This window comes from Streptomyces sp. BHT-5-2, from assembly GCF_019774615.1.
Classification (GTDB): Bacteria; Actinomycetota; Actinomycetes; order Streptomycetales; family Streptomycetaceae; genus Streptomyces.
Window position 1 is genome coordinate 5,658,170 of the sequence record NZ_CP081496.1, and the last position, 19,512, is coordinate 5,677,681.

The 19,512-nt window shown below is 76.1% G+C and carries 17 protein-coding genes and 1 riboswitch; of the genes, 12 read left to right on the forward strand and 5 right to left on the reverse strand.

What is annotated here, in order from left to right:
* Nucleotides 1–86 precede the first annotated feature (86 nt).
* Nucleotides 87–392 (forward strand): glyoxalase, encoded by a 306-nt coding sequence (locus tag K2224_RS25085; protein WP_221908760.1) that lies wholly within the window; start codon nt 87–89, stop codon nt 390–392.
* Nucleotides 393–424: 32 nt separating this feature from the next.
* Here the strand turns inward: K2224_RS25085 and K2224_RS25090 are convergent, their stop codons facing one another.
* The 3 genes from K2224_RS25090 to K2224_RS25100 all read right to left on the reverse strand — a co-directional run bounded on the left by K2224_RS25090 (nt 425) and on the right by K2224_RS25100 (nt 3,921).
* Nucleotides 425–1,867, reverse strand: a complete 1,443-nt coding sequence (locus tag K2224_RS25090; protein WP_221908761.1) for a hypothetical protein — start codon at nt 1,865–1,867, stop codon at nt 425–427.
* Nucleotides 1,868–2,037: 170 nt separating this feature from the next.
* Nucleotides 2,038–3,165 carry an alpha/beta hydrolase gene (locus K2224_RS25095; protein WP_221908762.1) on the reverse strand — a complete coding sequence of 376 codons (1,128 nt, stop codon included), beginning with the start codon at nt 3,163–3,165 and terminating at the stop codon, nt 2,038–2,040.
* Between the two features lie 87 nt (nt 3,166–3,252).
* A complete protein-coding gene (locus K2224_RS25100) occupies nt 3,253–3,921 on the reverse strand; it encodes a class II aldolase/adducin family protein (RefSeq protein ID WP_221908763.1) in 669 nt (222 codons plus the stop codon).
* Nucleotides 3,922–4,444: 523 nt separating this feature from the next.
* Between K2224_RS25100 and K2224_RS25105 the strand changes: the two genes are divergently transcribed.
* The 10 genes from K2224_RS25105 to cobC all read left to right on the forward strand — a co-directional run bounded on the left by K2224_RS25105 (nt 4,445) and on the right by cobC (nt 15,842).
* Entirely contained in the window at nt 4,445–5,710 is a 1,266-nt protein-coding gene (locus K2224_RS25105; protein WP_221908764.1) for an inorganic phosphate transporter, read from the forward strand.
* Between the two features lie 38 nt (nt 5,711–5,748).
* Nucleotides 5,749–5,982, forward strand: coding sequence for a hypothetical protein (locus tag K2224_RS25110; protein ID WP_221908765.1), 234 nt, complete (start codon nt 5,749–5,751; stop codon nt 5,980–5,982).
* 223 nt (nt 5,983–6,205) lie between these two features.
* Nucleotides 6,206–6,342: riboswitch (cobalamin riboswitch) on the forward strand.
* Between the two features lie 129 nt (nt 6,343–6,471).
* Complete coding sequence (locus K2224_RS25115) at nt 6,472–7,437, forward strand: cobalamin biosynthesis protein (protein WP_221908766.1); 966 nt, start codon at nt 6,472–6,474, stop codon at nt 7,435–7,437.
* Complete coding sequence (locus K2224_RS25120; protein ID WP_221908767.1) at nt 7,434–8,999, forward strand: cobyric acid synthase; 1,566 nt, start codon at nt 7,434–7,436, stop codon at nt 8,997–8,999. The genes K2224_RS25115 and K2224_RS25120 overlap by 4 nt, the downstream gene beginning before the upstream one ends.
* Nucleotides 9,000–9,072: 73 nt before the next feature.
* Entirely contained in the window at nt 9,073–11,220 is a 2,148-nt protein-coding gene (locus K2224_RS25125) for a putative cobaltochelatase (RefSeq protein WP_221908768.1), read from the forward strand.
* Nucleotides 11,220–11,819 carry a cob(I)yrinic acid a,c-diamide adenosyltransferase gene (gene cobO / locus K2224_RS25130; protein ID WP_221908769.1) on the forward strand — a complete coding sequence of 200 codons (600 nt, stop codon included), beginning with the start codon at nt 11,220–11,222 and terminating at the stop codon, nt 11,817–11,819. Before K2224_RS25125 ends, cobO begins: the two co-directional genes overlap by 1 nt.
* 7 nt (nt 11,820–11,826) lie before the next feature.
* Complete coding sequence (locus K2224_RS25135; protein WP_221908770.1) at nt 11,827–13,224, forward strand: cobyrinate a,c-diamide synthase; 1,398 nt, start codon at nt 11,827–11,829, stop codon at nt 13,222–13,224.
* Nucleotides 13,221–13,727, forward strand: coding sequence for a cobalamin biosynthesis protein (locus K2224_RS25140; protein WP_221908771.1), 507 nt, complete (start codon nt 13,221–13,223; stop codon nt 13,725–13,727). Before K2224_RS25135 ends, K2224_RS25140 begins: the two co-directional genes overlap by 4 nt.
* Nucleotides 13,728–13,905: 178 nt before the next feature.
* Nucleotides 13,906–14,757 carry a sirohydrochlorin chelatase gene (locus K2224_RS25145; protein ID WP_221908772.1) on the forward strand — a complete coding sequence of 284 codons (852 nt, stop codon included), beginning with the start codon at nt 13,906–13,908 and terminating at the stop codon, nt 14,755–14,757.
* Nucleotides 14,754–15,842, forward strand: a complete 1,089-nt coding sequence (gene cobC, locus K2224_RS25150) for an Rv2231c family pyridoxal phosphate-dependent protein CobC (RefSeq protein WP_221908773.1) — start codon at nt 14,754–14,756, stop codon at nt 15,840–15,842. Before K2224_RS25145 ends, cobC begins: the two co-directional genes overlap by 4 nt.
* Nucleotides 15,843–16,008: 166 nt before the next feature.
* Here cobC and K2224_RS25155 read toward each other — a convergent pair whose 3' ends face one another.
* A complete protein-coding gene (locus K2224_RS25155; RefSeq protein WP_221908774.1) occupies nt 16,009–16,998 on the reverse strand; it encodes an SCO1860 family LAETG-anchored protein in 990 nt (329 codons plus the stop codon).
* Between the two features lie 307 nt (nt 16,999–17,305).
* A complete protein-coding gene (locus K2224_RS25160; protein ID WP_221909916.1) occupies nt 17,306–18,397 on the reverse strand; it encodes an amidohydrolase family protein in 1,092 nt (363 codons plus the stop codon).
* Between the two features lie 516 nt (nt 18,398–18,913).
* Between K2224_RS25160 and ectA the strand changes: the two genes are divergently transcribed.
* A complete protein-coding gene (ectA, locus tag K2224_RS25165) occupies nt 18,914–19,480 on the forward strand; it encodes a diaminobutyrate acetyltransferase (RefSeq protein WP_221908775.1) in 567 nt (188 codons plus the stop codon).
* The last annotated feature ends 32 nt before the right edge of the window (nt 19,481–19,512 follow it).

A 19,512-nucleotide genomic window follows, 5' to 3' on the forward strand; every position in this document is an offset into this window, starting at 1 on the left:
GGACCCTCCTGCGAGACTGTGAGCCATGACACAGCGGTCCGGGCGGCGGGGGTGCCGTCCGGTGCGCGAGAGGCACGGTGATCAGCATGGCAGGCACGCCGACGCTGCTCCCGACGCTGCTCCACCGGGACGCCCCGGCCGCTCCGGGGCAGCTGACGGAGGCGTTCGGATCCACCGTCGCCGCGCGGTACGCCGCGGAGGACGGCACGGTGCTGCACGCCGAACTCGCCCATGGGGACGGGGTGGTGAGGGTCGGTTCGAAGGACCGCGGCGGCCCGTTCGACGAGGCGGTGGGGGACGCCGGGCCGAGCGGGGTCCAGGCCGTCGTCGACGTCGTCGTCGACGACGATCCCGGCGCGCACCGCGAGCGGCCGGGCGGGGCGGGGTCATGACCCGCCGGCGCCCGGCCGGGGTGCCCGGGGCGTCACGCGCCGCCGGTGTGGACCTGGAAGGCGGCCCGCCGGACGGCCTTGGCGAGGGCCGGGTCGGGGTGCGCGGCGGCCAGCGCGACCAGCACCTGCACGGTGCGGGGGTGGCCGACGGCGCGGACCTCCGCCAGCAGCCGCGGCACCGAGCCCTGGACGGCCGAGTCCAGGTGCCGGACGAGGAGTTGGGTCTCCCCGTGGTCGGCGACGGCCGCCGCGGTGTCCACCCACAGCCAGGTCGACTCCTCGCGGGTGAGGACGTCGGAGGCGGTCTCGGGGTCGCCGCCGTCGTGCTCGAAGAGCCACAGCAGGGCGTAGGGGCGCAGCACGGGCTCGTCGGCGGCGGCGCGCACGACCGGTTCGGCCGGGCCGCCGACGGCGCGCAGCGCCTCGAAGGCCAGCCCGCGCAGCAGCGCGTCCTCGCCGCGGGCGACGGCGAGGAGTTCCTCGACGGCGGCACCGACGGAGCGGGCGGCGAGCCAGGCGCGGTACTCGGCGCGGGCCGGGCCCGGGGTCAGCCGGGCACAGCCGCGCAGCATCGCCTCCGCGGACTGCTCGATGTTGCCGGCCGGGCTCTGCGCGGCGACGCAGATCTGCTCCAGCTTGACCCACACCGACCAGTTGCCCAGCGGCGTCAACTGCGCCTCCTGGCCGTGGTGGCGCCCGTCGGCGGCTTCGCCGGCCTCGTGGGCACCGCGCGGCGGCATCAGCGCGCCGACGGCGAGCAGGGCGTCCAGCGCCCAGCGCAGGAGATCGGCGAGCGGCGCCCCCGCGGCGTCGCTCGCCGGGCCCGCGGCGTCGGTGGCGTCCGCCGGGTCCGTGCCGTAGGGGACCTCGCAGCGCTCGGTGCGCAGTTCGGCGACGCGCTGGCCGAGCATGTCCAGCAGGACCGGCAGCCGGACCGGGCCGGCGGACAGGTGCAGCAGGGACAGCAGCTGCGGTACGGCCTCGACGACCTCGGCGACGGCGGAGGCACCGGCCGCGGCCGGTGCGGCCAGGGCCAGCGACCAGGCGTCGAAGAGCGCGACCCAGCCGCGCAGGGCGGCGGTGTCGTCGCGGTCCCAGGCACGCAGCCGCCAGCCGGGGCGGGCCAGGCCGTCGTGGAGTTCGACGAGCCCGGCGAGCCGGGCCCGGTCCCAGTCGGCGCGCACCTGGTGGGGGGGCAGGCCCAGGGCCTCGGCGGCACCGGCGACGGCGGCCTCCGGGAGCGATCCGTCGGGGCCGGCGCGGAGGCTGCCCGCGTGGTCGGCCCAGCGCGCGAGACGGGCCGCGCCGGCCAGTACGGCGCGGGCCTGGCGGGCCAGTTCCGCGGGCGGCGGAGTGCCCTCGGGCGGCCGGGGCGCCGGGCGGGCGGCCCGGGTGCTCACCGCCCGGCGGGCGGCCGCAATCGGTTGTCGGGGGACGAGTCGGAGCCGGGAGTCGCGCGGTGTACGGGACGTCACAGGAGCAGTCTTGCCGCTGACGGCCCGAAAACCCAATCGGAACCCTGCTTGCGGCTCTTCGGGCCCGCGTCACCCCGGCGTCCCGCTCCGGTCGGCGGGAGTTGTCCGGCCGGCCATCTCCGGCGCCGACCGCGGATCCGGAGGCGCCCGGGGATCGGCCGCCGGCGGCGTCACATCAGCGGGGTGAGGAAGCGGCGCAGGGTCTCCTCGTAGCGGTCCGGGCCGGCGTTCCACATCGCGGCGTGCGGGGCGTGCGGGACGGGGTGCAGGGTGATCAGCTCCGGGCGGCGGGCGGCCAGGCGGCGGGAGGCGTCCCAGGGGGCGAGGGTGTCGTCGGGGCCGTGGAAGAGGAGGACGGGCACGTCGAGTTCGTCGGCCTCGACGGCGTCGGCGGGGCGGTCGACGGGCAGTCCGGTGTGGCCCTCGGCGGCGCGGACGGCCAGCGGGAGCAGGGCGCGCGGGATGTGCCGGGCGGCGGCCAGCGCGCGGACGGTGGCGTGCCGGTCGAGCACCGGGGAGTCCAGGACGAGGCCGGAGACGCGGTCGCGCAGCGGGGAGTTGAGGGCGGCGCGGAGCGCCATGGTGGCGCCGGCGGACCAGCCGTAGAGGACGACCGCGCGGGCGCCGTGGCGGACGGCGTAGCGGATCGCGGCGTCCAGGTCGCGCCATTCGGTGTCGCCGAGGTGGTGGAGGCCGTCGGCGGTGCGCGGGGCGCCGGGGTCGTTGCGGTAGGCCAGGTCGAGGACGGGGAAGCGGTGCCGGTGCAGGAAGGGCAGCACCACCATGGGGTGTTCGCGGGTGGTGCCGAGGCCGTGCACGGTGATGACCCAGGTGTCGCGGGCGCCGGGCACGAACCACGCGGGCAGGGCGCCCAGTTCACCGGGGACGTCGACGTCGGCGCAGGCGAGGCCGAGGGCGCCGTGGGGGTCGCCGATGTGCACCTGCGGGGTCAGCCGCATCCGGGCGCCGGGCCGCAGGGTGCCGCGGGCGACCCGCTCCAGGCGGCGGACGACGGCGTCGGGCGGATGCGGCGTGCCGTGGACGACGGAGCCGACGACGGCGTGGCAGCCGGCGCCGGAGAGGCCGTAGACGCCGGGTCTGAGGGAGACCAGGCTGCGGGTGAGGGCGATGCGGTCGCCGTCGGTGGAGTGGACGGTGAGCCGGGAGTCGCCCGGGAAGGGGTGTCCCGGGGACGGTTTCAGGGCAACGTCGCCGGCGTACCGCCCGGCCGCCACGGCGGCCGCCCCGGCACCGACCACGGTGGTGGCGGTCACCGCCGCCACGGTACCCAGTCGCACCCCTCCAGTGTGCGCAGGGCCGCCGGACCCGGCCACCGGACGGCCGGGAGCGGCGGCCGGACCGGCGGCGCCGTGCCGCGCGGGCCGCTACCTGGGGTCGTCGCCGGGCTGGCCGTAGCCGCGCAGCCGTTCGCCGGCGGCGTCGAGCTGGGCGGGCGAGAGCAGGCCGGGGGTGTGGCCGGGCACGGCGGCGGCGAGGAGCCAGACCCGGCACATCCACTCCAGTTGGGCGGTGCGTTCCAGGGCCTGGGCGAGGCTGTCGCCGTAGGCGACGGTGCCGTGGTTCCGCAGCAGCGCGGCGGTGCGGTCGCGGAGCGCTTCGAGCATGTGGGCGGCGAGTTCGTCGCTGCCGTAGAGGGCGTAGGGGGCGACCCGCACGGGGCCGCCGAGTGCGGCGGTCATGTAGTGGACGGGCGGGAGTTCGGGGACGAGGGTGGAGACGGCGGTGGCGTGCGGGGCGTGGGTGTGCACGACGGCGGTGGCCGGGGTGTGGCGGTAGACGGCCAGGTGGAGCGGGAGTTCGCTGGTCGGGCGGAGTCTGCCGACGATCGGGCGGCCTTCGATGTCCACCCCGGTGAGGTCGGCGGGGCCCAGCCGGTCGTAGGGGATGCCGCTGGGGGTGACGAGGATCAGGTCCCTGACGCGGACCGAGACGTTGCCCGAGGTGCCGACGACGAGGCCGTCGGCGGCGGTCCGGCGGGCGGTGGCGACCAGTTCGCGCCAGGCGTCGGCGAGGTGGTCGGGGTGCTCCTTCATGGTGTCCTCCGGTGCGACGCTGCGGGACGTGCGGAAAGGCACGAGGGCGGTGCACGACACCGTATGGGCGGGCCGGGGCACTGTACGCGCCGACACCGGAAGCCCGGTATCCGCCACGTGGGGATGTCCGGTCCACTGCGGGCGATTGGCCGGAGTTCGACCACCTTGCGCCGATCATCCGTTAACGTCGAGTGATCCGCACCTCCTCGCATGGCATCGCCAGGGGGGCACCCATGACCTGTGACCGCTCCGCCCGCCGCATACGGGCGTCCGGCGACGGGGTCCGGCGCGGAGCGGGCCGCGCGCGGTGATCTGCGCAACGGCCCGCCGACAGGACCGCTGGAACGGTACCCCGGCCCAGCACGAGGAAATTGCCGGCGGATGAGGCGGAAGTGGCGGTTGAGGCACCTCCGCGTGAACACTGCGGGGGTGTCATCGCGACGCCCGGCCCAGTTCACTTTCCGTTCACCCGCTGTCCGTACGTTCCCGACGACACTGACCATCGAACGGATTGCCTGGGTGAATGGAACACATCACGCTTCTCATCGGGATCGTGATCGTCACGGCCTTGGTGTTCGACTTTACGAACGGCTTCCACGACACGGCCAACGCAATGGCCACCACCATCTCCACCGGGGCTCTGCGTCCCAAGGTCGCGGTGGCGATGTCGGCGGGACTCAATCTCGTCGGGGCATTCCTCTCCGTGGAGGTGGCGAAGACCATCTCCGGCGGCATCATCGACGAAACCGCCGGCGTCAGACCTGAGGTGATCTTCGCCGGTCTGGTCGGCGCGATCATCTGGAACCTCCTGACCTGGCTCGCCGGTCTCCCCTCCAGCTCGTCCCACGCCCTCTTCGGTGGTCTGATCGGCGCGACCCTGGTGTCCGCGGGCGCCGACGGGGTGCACGGCCAGGCCGTGGTGATGAAGGTCCTGATCCCGGCGGTGGCCGCGCCGTTCGTCGCGGGGCTCGCCGCGATGGCGGCGACCCGGCTCACCTACCGGCTGACCCGCGGCCGCGCCGAGGAGGACACCGCCAAGGGCTACCGCGCCGGGCAGATCGCCTCGGCGGCGCTGGTCTCGCTGGCCCACGGCACCAACGACGCGCAGAAGACGATGGGCGTGATCACCCTCGCGCTGATCACCGGCGGGGTCGTCGCCCCGCACTCCGACCCGCCGCTGTGGGTGATCGCCTCCGCCGGCCTGGCCATCGCGCTCGGCACCTACCTGGGCGGCTGGCGGATCATCCGCACGATGGGCAAGGGCATCACCGACATCCGGCCGCCGCAGGGCTTCGCCGCCCAGACGGGCGCGGCGGCCACCATCCTGGCCTCCTCCCACCTCGGTTTCGCGCTCTCCACCACCCAGGTCTGCTCGGGCGCCGTGATGGGCTCCGGGCTGGGCCGCAAGGGCGGCGTGGTGCGCTGGTCCACAGCCGGACGGATGGTCGTGGCCTGGGGGCTGACGCTGCCGGCCGCCGGCCTGGTCTCCGCGGGGGCCGCGTTCCTCGCCGACCAGGGCACCTGGGGCGTGGCCGCGGTCGCCGTCCTGGCGCTGGCGATCTGCGGCGGCATCTGGGCGGCCTCCCGGCGCAAGCCGGTGGACCACACCAACGTCAACGAGGGTCCGGCGGCGGAGCCGGCCGGGGTCGTCACCACGGCGCTGCAGACCGTCTCCCCTCCCCCTGCGGGCCCGGTCGCCGCGGTGGCCACCGCCCCGGCAGCCGCCGACGCGGACGGCGCGGCCGTTGCCGCCCAGGCCCCCGCCCGGCCCGCGACGGCCACCTCCTGACCGCCGACCGCCCGTTCCAAAGGACCTAAGGACTACGAATGCACATCGACTGGGCAGCTCTCGGCCAGGTCTTCGGCGTCAGCCTCGCGGTGACGGTGGGGATCGTGGGCCTGTTCACCGTCGGGATCGTGGGGACCTCCCGCAAGCCGGCCGCGGACGGCCAGGGAGCGGCCACGGCACCGGCCGCCGGGGCACGCGCCGGGGCGCTGGCGGCCTTCGCGCTGTGCGCGGCGGCGGTGGGGTACGGGATCTATCTGATCGTCGCCGCCTGAGACCGGCGCCGGCGGATCCGGCGGTGGACGGGGCGTTCGGTGGGCGCGGCAGCAGCCGCGGCCGCCGGGCGCCCCGTCCGCGTGTCCGGCCGGGGGCCGGTGCGCCGGCGGCCGCCCTGTGGTCTTGGCCACAGGTCCGGCGGCGGGGCTGCGGAGCAGGTCAAGGGCGAGTTGACGGGCCTTCGCGGACCGTGGTGGACTGCCCGGGCCAATCGGCGACAGCAGAGGAAGTCCGGTGCGAATCCGGCGCGGTCCCGCCACTGTCACCGGGGAGCGCTCCTCCAGCGAGGGCCACGGTCCGTAGTACTCCGTACGGGCGGGAAGGCCGGGGGCGGCGCCGATCCGGGAGCCAGGAGACTCTGGTCGCCGTCGCGTCGAGCCAGGGCGAGGACCCTGAGTGAGGACATATCGCCATGCCCGGCTGCCCGTCGAGAGCCCCGATTCCCGCTGCCGCAGGACCCGTTCACGGACGGCCGGCGGCCTGATCCGATGCGCGGCGAACACGCGGGATATGCGTGCGGCGCGGCCCTCGGCTTCCTCGGTGACCTGATCGCGGCGGACCCGCGGCGCGGCCATCCGGTGGCCGCGTTCGGCCGGGCCGCGAGCGCCGTCGAACGCCGGCTGTGGCGCGACCACCGGGGCCACGGGGCGGTGCACACCGTGCTGTGCGCGGGCGGCGCGGCCGCCGGCGCCGCACTGCTGGAGCGCGCCCTGAGACACCGTCCGGGCGCCCGTACGGCGCTGACCGCGGCCGCGGTGTGGGCCGTACTGGGCGGCACCTCGCTGGGCCGGGAGGCGCGCGCCGTGGGCGGGGCGCTGGCCGTCGGCGATCTGGAGGTGGCGCGGGAGCGGCTGCCGCATCTGTGCGGGCGCGATCCGCAGGCGCTGGACGGGCCGCAGATGGCCCGCGCGGTGGTGGAGTCGGTCGCCGAGAACACCTCGGACGCCGTGGTGGGCGCCCTGGTGTGGGGCGCGCTGGGCGGGGTGCCCGGTCTGGTGGCGTTCCGCGCGGTCAACACCCTGGACGCGATGGTCGGTCACCGGTCGCCGCGCTACCGGCGGTTCGGCTGGGCGGCGGCCCGTCTCGACGACGTGGCCGGCTGGCCGGGCGCGCGGCTGACCGCGGCGCTGGCGGTGCTGGTGGGCCCGGACCGGCGCGGTGCGCTGCGGGCCTGGCGGGCGGACGGTGCGGCGCACCCGAGCCCCAACGCGGGCCCGGTGGAGGCGTCGTTCGCGGGCGCGCTGGGCGTCCGGCTGGGCGGCACCCTGGCGTACGGCGGGCGGGTGGAACACCGGCCGGTGCTCAACGGCGGGGCGCGGCCACCGGCGGTGGCCGACATCGAGCGGGCGGTGCGGCTGTCCCGGCGGGTGGGTCTGCTGGCGCTGGGCGTCACGGTGGCCGGCCGGCTGGCGGCGGGCGCGCTGCGGCGCGGGAACGGGAAGGGGACGCGGTGAGCGGGCAGGGGAAGGCGGCCGGGACGGCCGTGGGCGGCGGGCTGTTGGTGGCCGGGACGACATCCGACGCGGGCAAGAGCGTGGTGACCGCCGGCATCTGCCGCTGGCTGGTCCGGCAGGGCATCTCGGTGGCGCCCTTCAAGGCGCAGAACATGTCGCTGAACTCGTTCGTGACCCGGGAGGGCGCGGAGATCGGCCGGGCGCAGGCGATGCAGGCGGCCGCGGCGCGGATCGAGCCGACCGCCCTGATGAACCCGGTGCTGCTCAAGCCGGGCAGCGACCGCAGCAGCCAGGTGGTGCTGCTGGGGAAGCCGGTGGGCGAGCTGAGTGCGCGCGGCTACCACGCCGGCCGGCAGGAGCAGTTGCTGGGCACCGTGACGGACTGCCTGGCGGAGTTGCGCCGTACCCACGACGCGGTGATCTGCGAGGGCGCCGGCAGCCCGGCCGAGATCAACCTGCGGCGCACCGACATCGTCAACATGGGCATCGCCCGGGCGGCGCGGATCCCGGTCGTGGTGGTCGGCGACATCGACCGCGGCGGGGTCTTCGCGTCGTTCTTCGGCACCACCGCGCTGCTGTCGGCCGAGGACCAGGAGCTGGTCGCCGGCTACCTCGTCAACAAGTTCCGCGGCGATGTGACGCTGCTGGAACCGGGCCTTGCGATGCTGCGCGGGCTCACCGGGCGGGCCACGTACGGCGTCCTGCCGTACACGCACGGGCTGGGCATCGACGAGGAGGACGGACTGAGGGTGTCGCTGCGCGGCGCGGTCCGCGAGTCGGTGGTGGCGCCGCCGGCCGGCGAGGACGTCCTGCGCGTGGCGGTCTGCGCGGTGCCGCTGATGTCCAACTTCACCGACGTGGACGCGCTGGCGGCCGAACCGGGCGTGGTGGTGCGGTTCGTGGACCGGCCGGAGGAGCTGGCCGACGCGGACCTGGTGGTGCTGCCGGGGACCCGCGGCACGGTCCGCGCGCTGGCCTGGCTGCGCGAGCGCGGGCTGGCGGACGCGGTGGTCCGGCGGGCCGCGGAGGGCCGTCCGGTGCTGGGCATCTGCGGCGGGTTCCAGATGCTCGGCGAACGCATCGAGGACGAGGTCGAGTCGCGGGCGGGCACGGTGGACGGGCTGGGGCTGCTGCCGGTCCGGGTGCGGTTCGCCCGCGAGAAGTGCCTCGCGAGGCCGGTGGGCCGGGCGCTCGGCGAGCGGGTGGAGGGATACGAGATCCACCACGGCGTCGCCGAAGTGGCCGGGGGCGACGAGGCGTTCATCTCTGATGACCAAGGAAACAGCTTGGACGGGTGCCGGGTGGGGGCCGTGTGGGGCACGCACTGGCACGGCTCCCTGGAGAGCGACGGGTTCCGGCGGGCGTTCCTGCGGGCGGTGGCCCGGGCGGCCGGCCGCCGGTTCGTGCCGGCGCCGGACACCCGCTTCGGCGCGCTGCGCGAGGAGCAACTGGACCGGCTGGGCGATCTGATCGAGGAGCACGCGGACACCAAGGCGCTGCTGCGGCTGATCGAGGAGGGGGTGCCGGAGGGGCTGCCGTTCGTTCCTCCGGGGGCGCCGTGAGGGCCAACGTGCCGCACGGCGCACACAGTTCGACCGGCAACGGACGCAAGCCACTTGAGGGAGTGATCACCACATGAGCACCCGGTATCCGTTCACCGCCGTCGTCGGCATGGACGACCTGCGGCTGGCGCTGCTGCTGAACGCCGTCAGCCCGGCGGTCGGCGGTGTCCTGGTCCGTGGCGAGAAGGGCACCGCCAAGAGCACCGCCGTGCGCGCCCTGGCGGATCTCGTGCCCGAGGTGCCGGTGGTGGCGGGCTGCCGCTTCAGCTGCGACCCGCTCTCCCCCGATCCGCAGTGCCCGGACGGTCGGCACGACGCCGGCCCCGCCGAGTCCCGGCCGGCCCGCATGGTCGAGCTTCCGGTGGGCGCGTCCGAGGACCGCCTCGTCGGCGCGCTCGACATCGAGCGAGCACTCGCCGAGGGGGTGAAGGCGTTCGAGCCGGGACTGCTCGCGGCCGCCCACCGAGGCATCCTCTACGTGGACGAAGTCAACCTGCTCCACGACCACTTGGTCGACGTCCTCCTGGACGCCGCCGCCATGGGTGCCTCCTACGTGGAGCGCGAAGGCGTCTCCGTGCGGCACGCGGCCCGTTTCCTGCTCGTCGGGACGATGAACCCCGAAGAGGGCGAGCTGCGGCCGCAGTTGCTGGACCGCTTCGGGCTGACCGTGGAGGTCGCGGCGTCCCGGGACCCGGAGCAGCGGGTGGAGGTGGTCCGCCGCCGGCTGGCGTACGACGACGACCCGGCGGGCTTCGCGGCGCGCTGGGCGACGCAGGAGCAGGAGCTGCGCGAACGGATCGCGCGGGCCCGGGAGTTGCTGCCGTCGGTGGCGCTCGGCGACTCGGCACTGCGGCAGATCGCGGCGACCTGTGCGGCGTTCGAGGTGGACGGGATGCGGGCGGACATCGTGATGGCCCGCACCGCGACCGCGCTGGCGGCCTGGGCCGGACGGACCGAGGTGCTCCCGGAGGACGTCCGGCAGGCGGCGCTGCTGGCGCTGCCGCACCGGCGCCGGCGGGCCCCGTTCGACGCGCCCGGGCTCGACGAGGACAAGCTCGACCAGGTGCTGGAGGAGTCCGGCGGGCAGGACCCGGACGGCGACGACGATCCGGAGCCGGAGGGCCCGGACGGCGGTCCCGACGGTCCGGACGGCGGCCCCGACGGCGGGCCCGGTGGGCTGCCGCCGCAGGACGGCGGGCCCTTGGAGCAGCCGGGGGACGCGCCGCGCCCCGAGGTGCCGCGGCAGCAGGAGCCGGAGCGCCCGGCGCGGCCCGAGGAGCCCGAGCGGGAGCCGGCGGGCGAGCCGGCCGCATCCGGTCCCGGCCCGGAGCAGGCCGCGGTGGGCGCCGCCGAGCCGTTCCGGACCCGGCGGCTGGACGTGCCGGGACTGGGCGAGGGCGCGGACGGACGGCGGTCCCGGGCCCGGACCGCGCACGGCCGGACGACCGGGGCGCGGCGGCCCCACGGGGCCCTGGGCAAGCTGCACTTGGCTGCGACCGTGCAGGCCGCGGCGCCGCACCAGGGGGCCCGCGGGCGGCGCGGCCCGGGGCTGGTGCTGCGCCGGGACGATCTGCGGGAGGCGGTGCGCGAGGGGCGCGAGGGCAACCTCGTGCTGTTCGTGGTGGACGCGTCCGGGTCGATGGCGGCGCGGAGGCGGATGGGCGCCGTCAAGGGGGCGGTGCTCTCGCTGCTGCTCGACGCGTACCAGCGGCGGGACAAGATCGGGATGGTCACCTTCCGGGGTTCCGGTGCCGAGCTGGCGCTGCCGCCGACGTCGTCGGTCGAGGCGGGCGCGGCGCGGCTGGAGCAGCTGCCGACCGGCGGCCGGACGCCGCTGGCGGAGGGGCTGCTGCGGGCCCACGAGGTGCTGCGGGTGGAGCGGATGCGGGACCCGTCGCGCCGGCCGCTGCTGGTGGTGGTCACCGATGGCCGGGCGACCGGCGGCCCGGACCCGCTGGGGCGGGCGCACCGGGCGGCGGGGCTGCTGGCCGGCGGGAGCGTCGCGTCGGTGGTGGTGGACTGCGAGGCGGGACCGGTGCGGCTGGGGCTGGCCGGAGAGCTGGCCCGGGAGCTCGGCGGCACCGCCGTCACCCTCGACGAGCTGCGCGCGGACAGCGTCTCCGCGCTCGTAAGGACCGTGCAGGGCAGGCCCGTCCGCGGCGGCAGCAGTGCCGGCCGGGGCCGGGATCACGATCACGTCAACAGGGAGAAGGCCGCGTAATGCCGCAGGGACAGCCGTCCGTCGTACCGGACGACGGGCTCACCACCCGCCAGCGCCGCAACCGCCCGCTGGTCCTGGTCCACACGGGCAAGGGCAAGGGCAAGTCCACCGCCGCCTTCGGGCTGGCGCTGCGGGCCTGGAACCAGGGCTGGCCGGTCGGGGTGTTCCAGTTCGTGAAGTCGGCGAAGTGGAAGGTCGGCGAGGAGCGGGCGCTGAAGGTGCTGGGCGCCACCGGGGAGGGCGGCACCGTCGACTGGCACAAGATGGGCGAGGGCTGGTCCTGGGTGCAGCGCGACTCCCAGTTCAGCAACGAGGAGGCGGCCCGCGAGGGCTGGGAGCAGGTCAAGCGGGACCTGGCCGCCGAGACCTACCGGCTGCTGGTGCTGGACGAGTTCGCCTACCCGCTGAAGTGGGGCTGGGTGGACGTCGACGAGGTGGTGGCGGTGCTGCGGGACCGGCCCGGCACCCAGCATGTCGTCATCACCGGGCGGGACGCGCCCGAGGCGCTGCTGGACTTCGCGGACCTGGTGACGGACATGACGAAGGTCAAGCACCCGATGGACGCGGGGCAGAAGGGCCAGCGGGGCATCGAATGGTGAGCACGTCGTGAGCGGTGGCGCCGTGCCCCGCCTGGTGATCGCCGCGCCGTCCTCGGGCGCCGGGAAGACGACGGTGGCCACCGGTCTGATGGCGGCCTTCGCCGAGGCGGGGCTCACGGTGTCGCCGCACAAGGTGGGGCCCGACTACATCGACCCGGGGTACCACGCGCTGGCCACCGGCCGGCCCGGCCGCAATCTGGACGCCTTCCTGTGCGGTCCGCAGCAGGTCGCGCCGCTGTTCCTGCACGGGGCGGCCGGGGCGGACCTCGCGGTGGTCGAGGGCGTGATGGGGCTGTTCGACGGGGCCTCCGGGAAGGGCGAGTTGGCGTCCACGGCGCAGGTGGCGAAGGTGCTGCGGGCGCCGGTGGTGCTGGTGGTGGACGCCTCCTCGCAGTCCCGGTCGGTCGCGGCGCTGGTGCACGGCTTCGCGTCGTGGGACCCGGAGGTGCGGCTGGCCGGGGTGATCCTCAACAAGGTCGGTTCGGACCGGCACGAGGAGCTGCTGCGCGACGCCATGGGCTCCTCCGGGGTGCCGGTGCTCGGGGCGCTGCGCCGTACCGAGCAGGCCCGTACGCCGTCCCGGCACCTGGGTCTGGTGCCGGTGGCCGAGCGGCGCGCGGAGGCCCTGGAGTCGGTGCGGGCGCTGGCCGCGCGGGTGCGCGAGGGCTGCGATCTGGAGGCGCTGCTGGCGCTGGCGCGCACGGTGCCGGAGCTGCCGGACCGGCCGTGGGACCCGGCGGAGGCGGTGGCCGGCGGGGCCACGGGGTCCCATCGGCCCGTGGTGGCGGTGGCCGGCGGGCCCGCGTTCACCTTCTCCTACGCCGAGCACACCGAGCTGCTGGCCGCGGCGGGCGCCGAGGTGGTGCCGTTCGACCCGCTGCGGGACGAGCGACTGCCGTCCGGTACGCGGGGGTTGGTGATCGGCGGCGGCTTCCCCGAGGTGTACGCGCCGGAGCTGTCGGCGAACGCGCCGCTGCGGGCCGCGGTGGCCGAACTGGCCGCGTCGGGCGCGCCGGTCGCCGCCGAGTGCGCCGGGCTGCTCTATCTCTCCCGTTCGCTCGACGGGAAGCCGATGTGCGGGGTACTGCCCGCGGACGGCCGGATGACGCAGCGGCTGACCCTCGGCTACCGGGAGGCGGTGGCACTGGGCGACAACGCGCTGGCCGCGGCCGGGACCCGGGTGCGGGGCCACGAGTTCCACCGGACGGTGCTGGAGCCGGGCGCCGGCGCGTCCCCGGCGTGGGGCGTGACGCACCCCCGGCGCGGTGTCGAGGGCTTTGCCTCCGGCGGGGTGCACGCCTCGTATCTGCATCTGCACTGGGCGGCCGAACCGGCCCTGGCCGGGCGGCTGGTGGCCGGGGCGGCGCGGGGCGCGGTGCCGGTGCCGGGGGCCGGGCCCGCATGACGGACGCGGGCGGCCGGCTCGTCGCGGGCGTCGGTGCCCGCCGGGGCGTGTCGGCTGCGGAGGTGCGGGAGCTGGTCCGGGCCGCGCTGGCGGCGGCGGGCCGGGAGCCCGGTGCGCTGGTCGGCCTGGCGACCGTGGCGGCCAAGGCGGCCGAGCCCGGTCTGCTGGGCGCGGCGCGGGAGTTCGGGGTGCCGCTGTGGTCGTTCCCGGCGGCGGAGCTGGCGGCGGTGCGGGTCCCGGGGCCGTCCGCCGCCGTCCGGGCCGCGGTGGGCACGCCGAGCGTGGCGGAGGCGGCGGCGCTGCTGGCCGCGGGGCCGGGGGCCGTACTGGTCGTGGGGAAGCGGGTGTCGGCGCCGAAGGGCCGGCCGGGCGCGGCGACCTGTGCGCTGGCCGCCACCCCGACAGCGAAACCCTGGGTGGGCGTCGAGGAGATGTTTCGACCCCTCCCCCAGCTACCGCAGGGGGATTCCTGGCTCGGGAAGCCCCGCAGGTCAGCGACCTGAAAGGGCTTACTCCCGCAACACCAGCCGGGATGGAACCTGCCCGGTTGCCCGAAAGCGTCGGGTTGCGCCGGCTTGGTTCTCGCTCAACGCGTCGTGCGCGCTTGGTTCTTGCCACGCATGTCCCGTACCTTACCCGCTCTCCCCACCTGAAGGCGGGGACTTCCTCGAAGGAGGTCAGGTGACCACCCGACCCGCACTGCTCATCGCCGGTCACGGCACCCGTCACGAAGGGGCGGCCGACGCCCTGCGCGCCCTGGTGGGGATGCTCGCCGACCGGCACCCGGACATGCCGGTCGCCGGCGGCTTCTTCGGCGCCCCGGCGTCGCCGCTGCCGCTGTCCGGCGCGGTCGACGAACTTGCCGCGCGGGGCGCGACCCGGCTGGTGGCGGTGCCGCTGCTGCTGGCGCCCACCGGGCCGATCCGGGAGACCCTGCCGGAGGCGGTGGCGCGGGCGGTCGCCCCCCACCCCGGCCTCGGCTTCGTCTGCGGGCCCGCGCTGGGGCCGCACCCCCGGCTGCTGGAGGTGCTGGAGCGGCGGCTGGAGGCGGTGCTGGGCGGCGGGGCGCGGCGGCCCGCGGACCGGGCCCGTACGACGGTGCTGCTGGTGGGCCGGGGCGCGGCCGATCCGCACGCCAACGCCGAAGTGGTCCGCACCGCACGGCTGTTGTGGGAGGGCCGTGGCTTCGCGGGCGTGGAGAGCGCGTTCGTGACGCTGGCGGCGCCGGACGTGCCGGCCGGGCTGGACCGGTGCCGGGTGCTGGCCGCGGCGGCGCCCGGTGCTCCCGGCGCGGACCGGATCGTGGTCCTGCCGGGCTTCTTCTTCGCCGGTGATCTTCTGGAGCGGCTGCGGATGCAGACCGAGGGCTGGGCGGCGGCGCACCCGGGGATCGAGGTGCTGGGCGCGGAGCCGATCGGTGCGGCGCCGGAACTGGCCGAGGTGGTCATGGAGCGCTACCGGGCGACGGTGGCGGACGGTGCGGCGCCGGAACTGGCCGTGGGCGCCGCGGCGGCCGTCGGGGGCCCGGCGTGACCGGGCCGGCGCCGACCGCCGCGGCCGCGCGCGGCGGTCCGGCGTCCGACGCGGTGGATCTGCGGCACCACGGTGACGCCGAGGTGCGCGGCGCGGATCTGACGGACCTGGCGGTCAACGTCCGCGCGGGCACTCCCCCGGCCTGGCTGAAGGCCCGGATCGCCGGGTCGCTGGACGGGCTGGCGGCGTACCCGGACGGCCGGGCGGCCCGTCGGGCGGTCGCGGTGCGGCACGGGCTGCCGGCGGAGCGGGTGCTGTTGACGGCCGGCGCGGCGGAGGCGTTCGTGCTGCTGGCGCGGGCGGTCCGGGCCCGCCGGCCGGTGGTGGTGCATCCGCAGTTCACCGAGCCGGAGGCGGCGCTGCGGGACGCCGGGTACGCGGTGGGGCGGGTGCTGCTGGCGGAGCGGGACGGTTTCCGGCTGGATCCGGCGGCGGTGCCGGACGACGCGGATCTGGTCGTCGTCGGCAATCCCACCAATCCCACCTCGGTGCTGCATCCGGCGGGCGCGCTGGCCGCCCTGGCGCGGCCCGGGCGCACGCTGGTGGTGGACGAGGCGTTCATGGACGCGGTGCCCGGGGAACGGGAGTCGCTGGCCGGGCGGGTGGGCGGGCTGCCGGGGCTGGTGGTGCTGCGCAGCCTCACCAAGACCTGGGGGCTGGCGGGGCTGCGGATCGGCTATGTGCTGGCCGGCGAGGAGACCGTGGCGGAGCTGGCGCGGGCGCAGCCGCTGTGGCCGGTCTCGACGCCGGCGCTGGCCGCCGCCGAGGCGTGCTGTGCACCGGCGGCGCTGGCGGAGGCGGCCGCGGCGGCCGAGGAGATCGCCGCGGACCGGGCCCATCTGCTGGCCCGGCTGGCGGAGTTCCCCTCGGTGGCGGTGGCCGGACCGGCGGCCGGACCGTTCGTCCTGGTGCGGCTGCCCGGCGCGGCGGCGGTCCGGGCCGCGCTGCGGGCCCGCGGTTTCGCCGTGCGCCGCGGCGACACCTTCCCGGGCCTGGGTCCGGACTGGCTCCGGCTGGCCGTACGGGACCGCGCGACCACCGACCGCTTCGCGGCCGCGCTGGCGGACGTGCTCGGCGGGCCCTGACGGAGCGCGCCCGCGGCCCTTTTGGGGCAGCACCCTCGCCGGGGCGGTGCGCCGGGCCCACGTCCCGGCGGGCCCCGGCGAGGGGTGGGTGCGCCGCGCGGGCCCACGCGGCGCACCCCCGTCCCCGCACCGGCGCCCCCACGGCACCGGCACGGGGCGGGGTCCGTCAACCGCGCCCGGTGGCCGCGGCGTTCCTGCGGTGGCGGGCGTAGCCGAGGGCGCCGGCGCCGCCGGCGACCAGCAGGGCCGCGCCGCCGACGAGGTACGGGGTGGCGGCGCTGCCGCCGGTCTCGGCGAGGTCCTGCCCGGCGGCGGGGCGGGCCCCGCCGGAGTTCGCGTGGGTGCCGCTGCCGGGCGCGTGGGGGCCGCCGGAGGGCGGCGGGCTGCTGGGCTCGTCCGGAGTGCCGTGCGGGGTGGTGCAGGTGGCCCGGGCGAGGGTGACGTCGCCGTGCACCTCCGCGACGTTGAGCTTCAACGGGTTGACCGAGACGCGGAGTTGAAGAGCGGTGGCGGCGGCGCTCGCCGAGGTGGTGCTCTTCTGGGAGAGGTCGAGCCGGACGTCGCCGACGCCGGGCACCTTGACCTCCGTGGTGCCGCCCGCGCGGAGCGCGACCCGCTTGCCCAGCACCACGATGTCGCCGAGGATCTGGGACTCGGCCTGCGGTCGCCGGCCGGCCGCACAGACGGCGCGGGCGGTGACCTGCTGCACCTCGGCCAGCGGCAGCGCCGGGAGGCCGGGGAGCTGGACCTTCGCCCGGACGAGGTTGGCGTAGCCCTCGGCGGTCCGCCCGTCGGCGGTGGCGCGGGCGGTGGCGACGTCGGCGCGCAGCAGGCTGACCGGCCGGTCGCCGTCGATGCCGTCCAGGCGGACGGTGAGCGCGGTCTTCTCGGCCGAGGCCGGGGCGTGGACGTCGTCGAGGACGGCCCGGACGGGGATGTTCAGGGTCTTGTCGAGCAGGCCGACGTCCAGGGCGGTGCGCAGCACCACCGCCCCCGAAGTGCCGTGGCCGCGGGCGTCGTTGCCGGTGGCGTACGCGGCCGGCGCGGCGGCGAGGGCGACGGCGGGACCGGCGGTCAGCGCGGCGGCGGCCAGGGCGGCGCCGATCCGCCGGGTGGTGCGGGTGACGCCGGCGCCTCTGGTGGAACTGGTGGACACGTGTGTGGAACCCCCACATGAGAGATGGAGCCGCCGGCCGCGCCAATGGGGGACATCACGCGGGCCGACGGCCTCGACTCGCACATCGTGTACGCACGGAGGGTGAACGGGCAGCCACGCTGGGCCAGTTCACCCCAAAGGGTGGTTTTCGCGCCCTTATTCGATTCCTTCCGACTCCTCCGTCCCGGCGGCCCTCCTGCGCCCCAGCCGCACCGGTCCGCGTGGGCGGGCGCGCCGGTGACGGGAGGCGGGCACCGCGGACGGCGAAGCCGGACCCGCACCCGCCGGTCCGGCCGCGAGCGGGCGCTCAGCCCACGACGCGGCCGCGCAGCACCACCAGGCTCGGCGCCGCCAGCACCCGGACGTCGGCCCGCGGGTCGGCCTCGTAGACGACCAGGTCGGCCGGGGCGCCCTCGGTGAGGCCGGGGCGGCCCAGCCACTCCCGGGCACCCCAGGTGGTCGCGGAGAGGGCGGCCTCCACGGGCAGCCCGGCCTTCATCAGCTCGGCGACCTCGTCGGCGACCAGGCCGTGCGGCAGCGAGCCGCCGGCGTCGGTGCCGGCGTAGATCGGCACGCCGGCGTCGTAGGCCGCCCGCACGGTGTCGTAGCGGCGCTCGTGCAGCCGGCGCATGTGGTCCGCCCAGCGCGGGAACTTCTCCTCGCCGCCGGCTGCGAGCTGCGGGAAGGTGGCGATGTTGACCAGGGTCGGGACGATCGCGACCTGGCGCTCGGCGAAGAGCGGGATGGTGTCCTCGGTCAGCCCGGTGGCGTGCTCGATGCAGTCGATGCCGGCCTCGACCAGCGGGGCGAGCGTCTCCTCGGCGAAGCAGTGGGCGGTGACCCGGGCGCCGAGCCGGTGCGCCTCGGCGATGGCGGCGGCGACCTCGCCGGGCGGCCAGCAGGCGGCCAGATCGCCCACCGAGCGGTCGATCCAGTCGCCGACGAGCTTGACCCAGCCGTCGCCGCGCCGGGCCTCCTGAGCGACGTAGGCGACCAGGTCGGCCGGCTCGATCTCGTGCGCGTAGTTGCGGATGTAGCGCCTGGTGCGGGCGATGTGGCGGCCGGCGCGGATGATCCGCGGCAGGTCGGGGCGGTCGTCGACCCAGCGGGTGTCCGAGGGCGAGCCGGCGTCCCGGACCAGCAGCGTGCCGGCGTCACGGTCGGTGAGGGCCTGCTTCTCGCTGGTGGCGGCGTCCACCGGGCCGTGCGCGTCCAGCCCGACGTGGCAGTGGGCGTCGACCAGGCCCGGCAGCACCCAGCCGGCCACCGTCCTGGCATCGCGTGCCAGGGCCGGCCGCTCGTAGGTCACCCGGCCGTCGATGACCCACAGCTCGTCGCGGACGTCGTCCGGCCCGACGAGGACCCTCCCCTTGAGGTGCAGCACCGCACCTTCGCTCATGGACGTCATGCACGCACTGTATGCGGGGGCCGGAGCCGGCGGCCATGGTGTCCGGAGGGCCGTATCGACGTTCCGGCGGGCGCATATTCGGAAAACGCGTCGCGCGCCGCCCGCGCATCGCCCCGCGGGACTTCCGCAATGCGATCGAGGGCGCCATCGGGAACTTCCCACGCCCCTTTGCAGAAGCGGCTCCGGGCCTCTCCGAGCGTCTCCTCGGGCGAATTTCCAATTCCCCGACAGAACAGCTTCCCGTATTCTTATGCCCGGTTTCCCTGGCCTCAAACGCCAAGATTTCGCTAGCGCCAAGTCTCATAATTCAGGCACTTCACGAGAGCGTTACCGATCTGTGACCGACTACACACCGTGTCCGTTTCGCCCCGAACTACCGGGTCAAATCATGACACTTTGCAACCGATTCGCGCGCCCGTGCGCCCCCGCGTGATAACACAAGACCGCTCCTCACGTAACCCCTGCCCGCGATGCAATTTGCTTTTCACCTCGGTAAATTTAATTTCCATGACCGCCGCACAAGCAGACCATGCCGGTGCCCGAAGCGAAATCAGAGAAATTCCGGAGGGCTTCAAGCTCGACACCCCCCGGCGAGACGACGGGGCAGCGATCTGGCGCATCGCCCGCGACTCGAAGGCGCTGGACCTGAACTCCTCCTACAGCTACCTCCTGTGGTGCCGCGACTTCGCCGCCACCTCCGCCGTCGCCCGCGACGCGACCGGCGAGCCGGCCGCGTTCGTCACCGGCTACCTGCGCCCGGACCGCCCGGACACCCTCGTCGTCTGGCAGGTCGCCGTCGACGCGGCGCACCGCGGACGGGGCCTGGCCGCCGCCCTGCTGGACGGGCTGACCACCCGCGCCATCGACGAGCTGGGCATATCCCGCGTGGAGACCACGATCACACCGGGCAACGCCGCCTCCAACCGGCTGTTCGCGTCCTTCGCCGAGCGGCACTCGGTGCCGATCGAGCGCGAGGTCCTCTTCGACGCGGCGCTCTTCCCCGAGCAGGGCCACGAGCCGGAGGTCCTGCATCTCATCGGCCCGTTCGAGACGCCGCCCGGCAGCGGCCGCTGACCCGGGCCGCGCGCACGGCGCCGCCCCCAGAC

Coding starts and splice junctions, on each gene's coding strand:
- K2224_RS25085 (WP_221908760.1), top strand. CDS start 87: ATGGCAGGCACGCCGACGCTGCTCCCGACGCTGCTCCACCGGGACGCC.
- K2224_RS25100 (WP_221908763.1), bottom strand. CDS start 3,921: ATGAAGGAGCACCCCGACCACCTCGCCGACGCCTGGCGCGAACTGGTC.
- K2224_RS25105 (WP_221908764.1), top strand. CDS start 4,445: ATGGAACACATCACGCTTCTCATCGGGATCGTGATCGTCACGGCCTTG.
- K2224_RS25110 (WP_221908765.1), top strand. CDS start 5,749: ATGCACATCGACTGGGCAGCTCTCGGCCAGGTCTTCGGCGTCAGCCTC.
- K2224_RS25115 (WP_221908766.1), top strand. CDS start 6,472: ATGCGCGGCGAACACGCGGGATATGCGTGCGGCGCGGCCCTCGGCTTC.
- K2224_RS25125 (WP_221908768.1), top strand. CDS start 9,073: ATGAGCACCCGGTATCCGTTCACCGCCGTCGTCGGCATGGACGACCTG.
- cobO (WP_221908769.1), top strand. CDS start 11,220: ATGCCGCAGGGACAGCCGTCCGTCGTACCGGACGACGGGCTCACCACC.
- K2224_RS25140 (WP_221908771.1), top strand. CDS start 13,221: ATGACGGACGCGGGCGGCCGGCTCGTCGCGGGCGTCGGTGCCCGCCGG.
- K2224_RS25160 (WP_221909916.1), bottom strand. CDS start 18,397: ATGAGCGAAGGTGCGGTGCTGCACCTCAAGGGGAGGGTCCTCGTCGGG.
- ectA (WP_221908775.1), top strand. CDS start 18,914: ATGACCGCCGCACAAGCAGACCATGCCGGTGCCCGAAGCGAAATCAGA.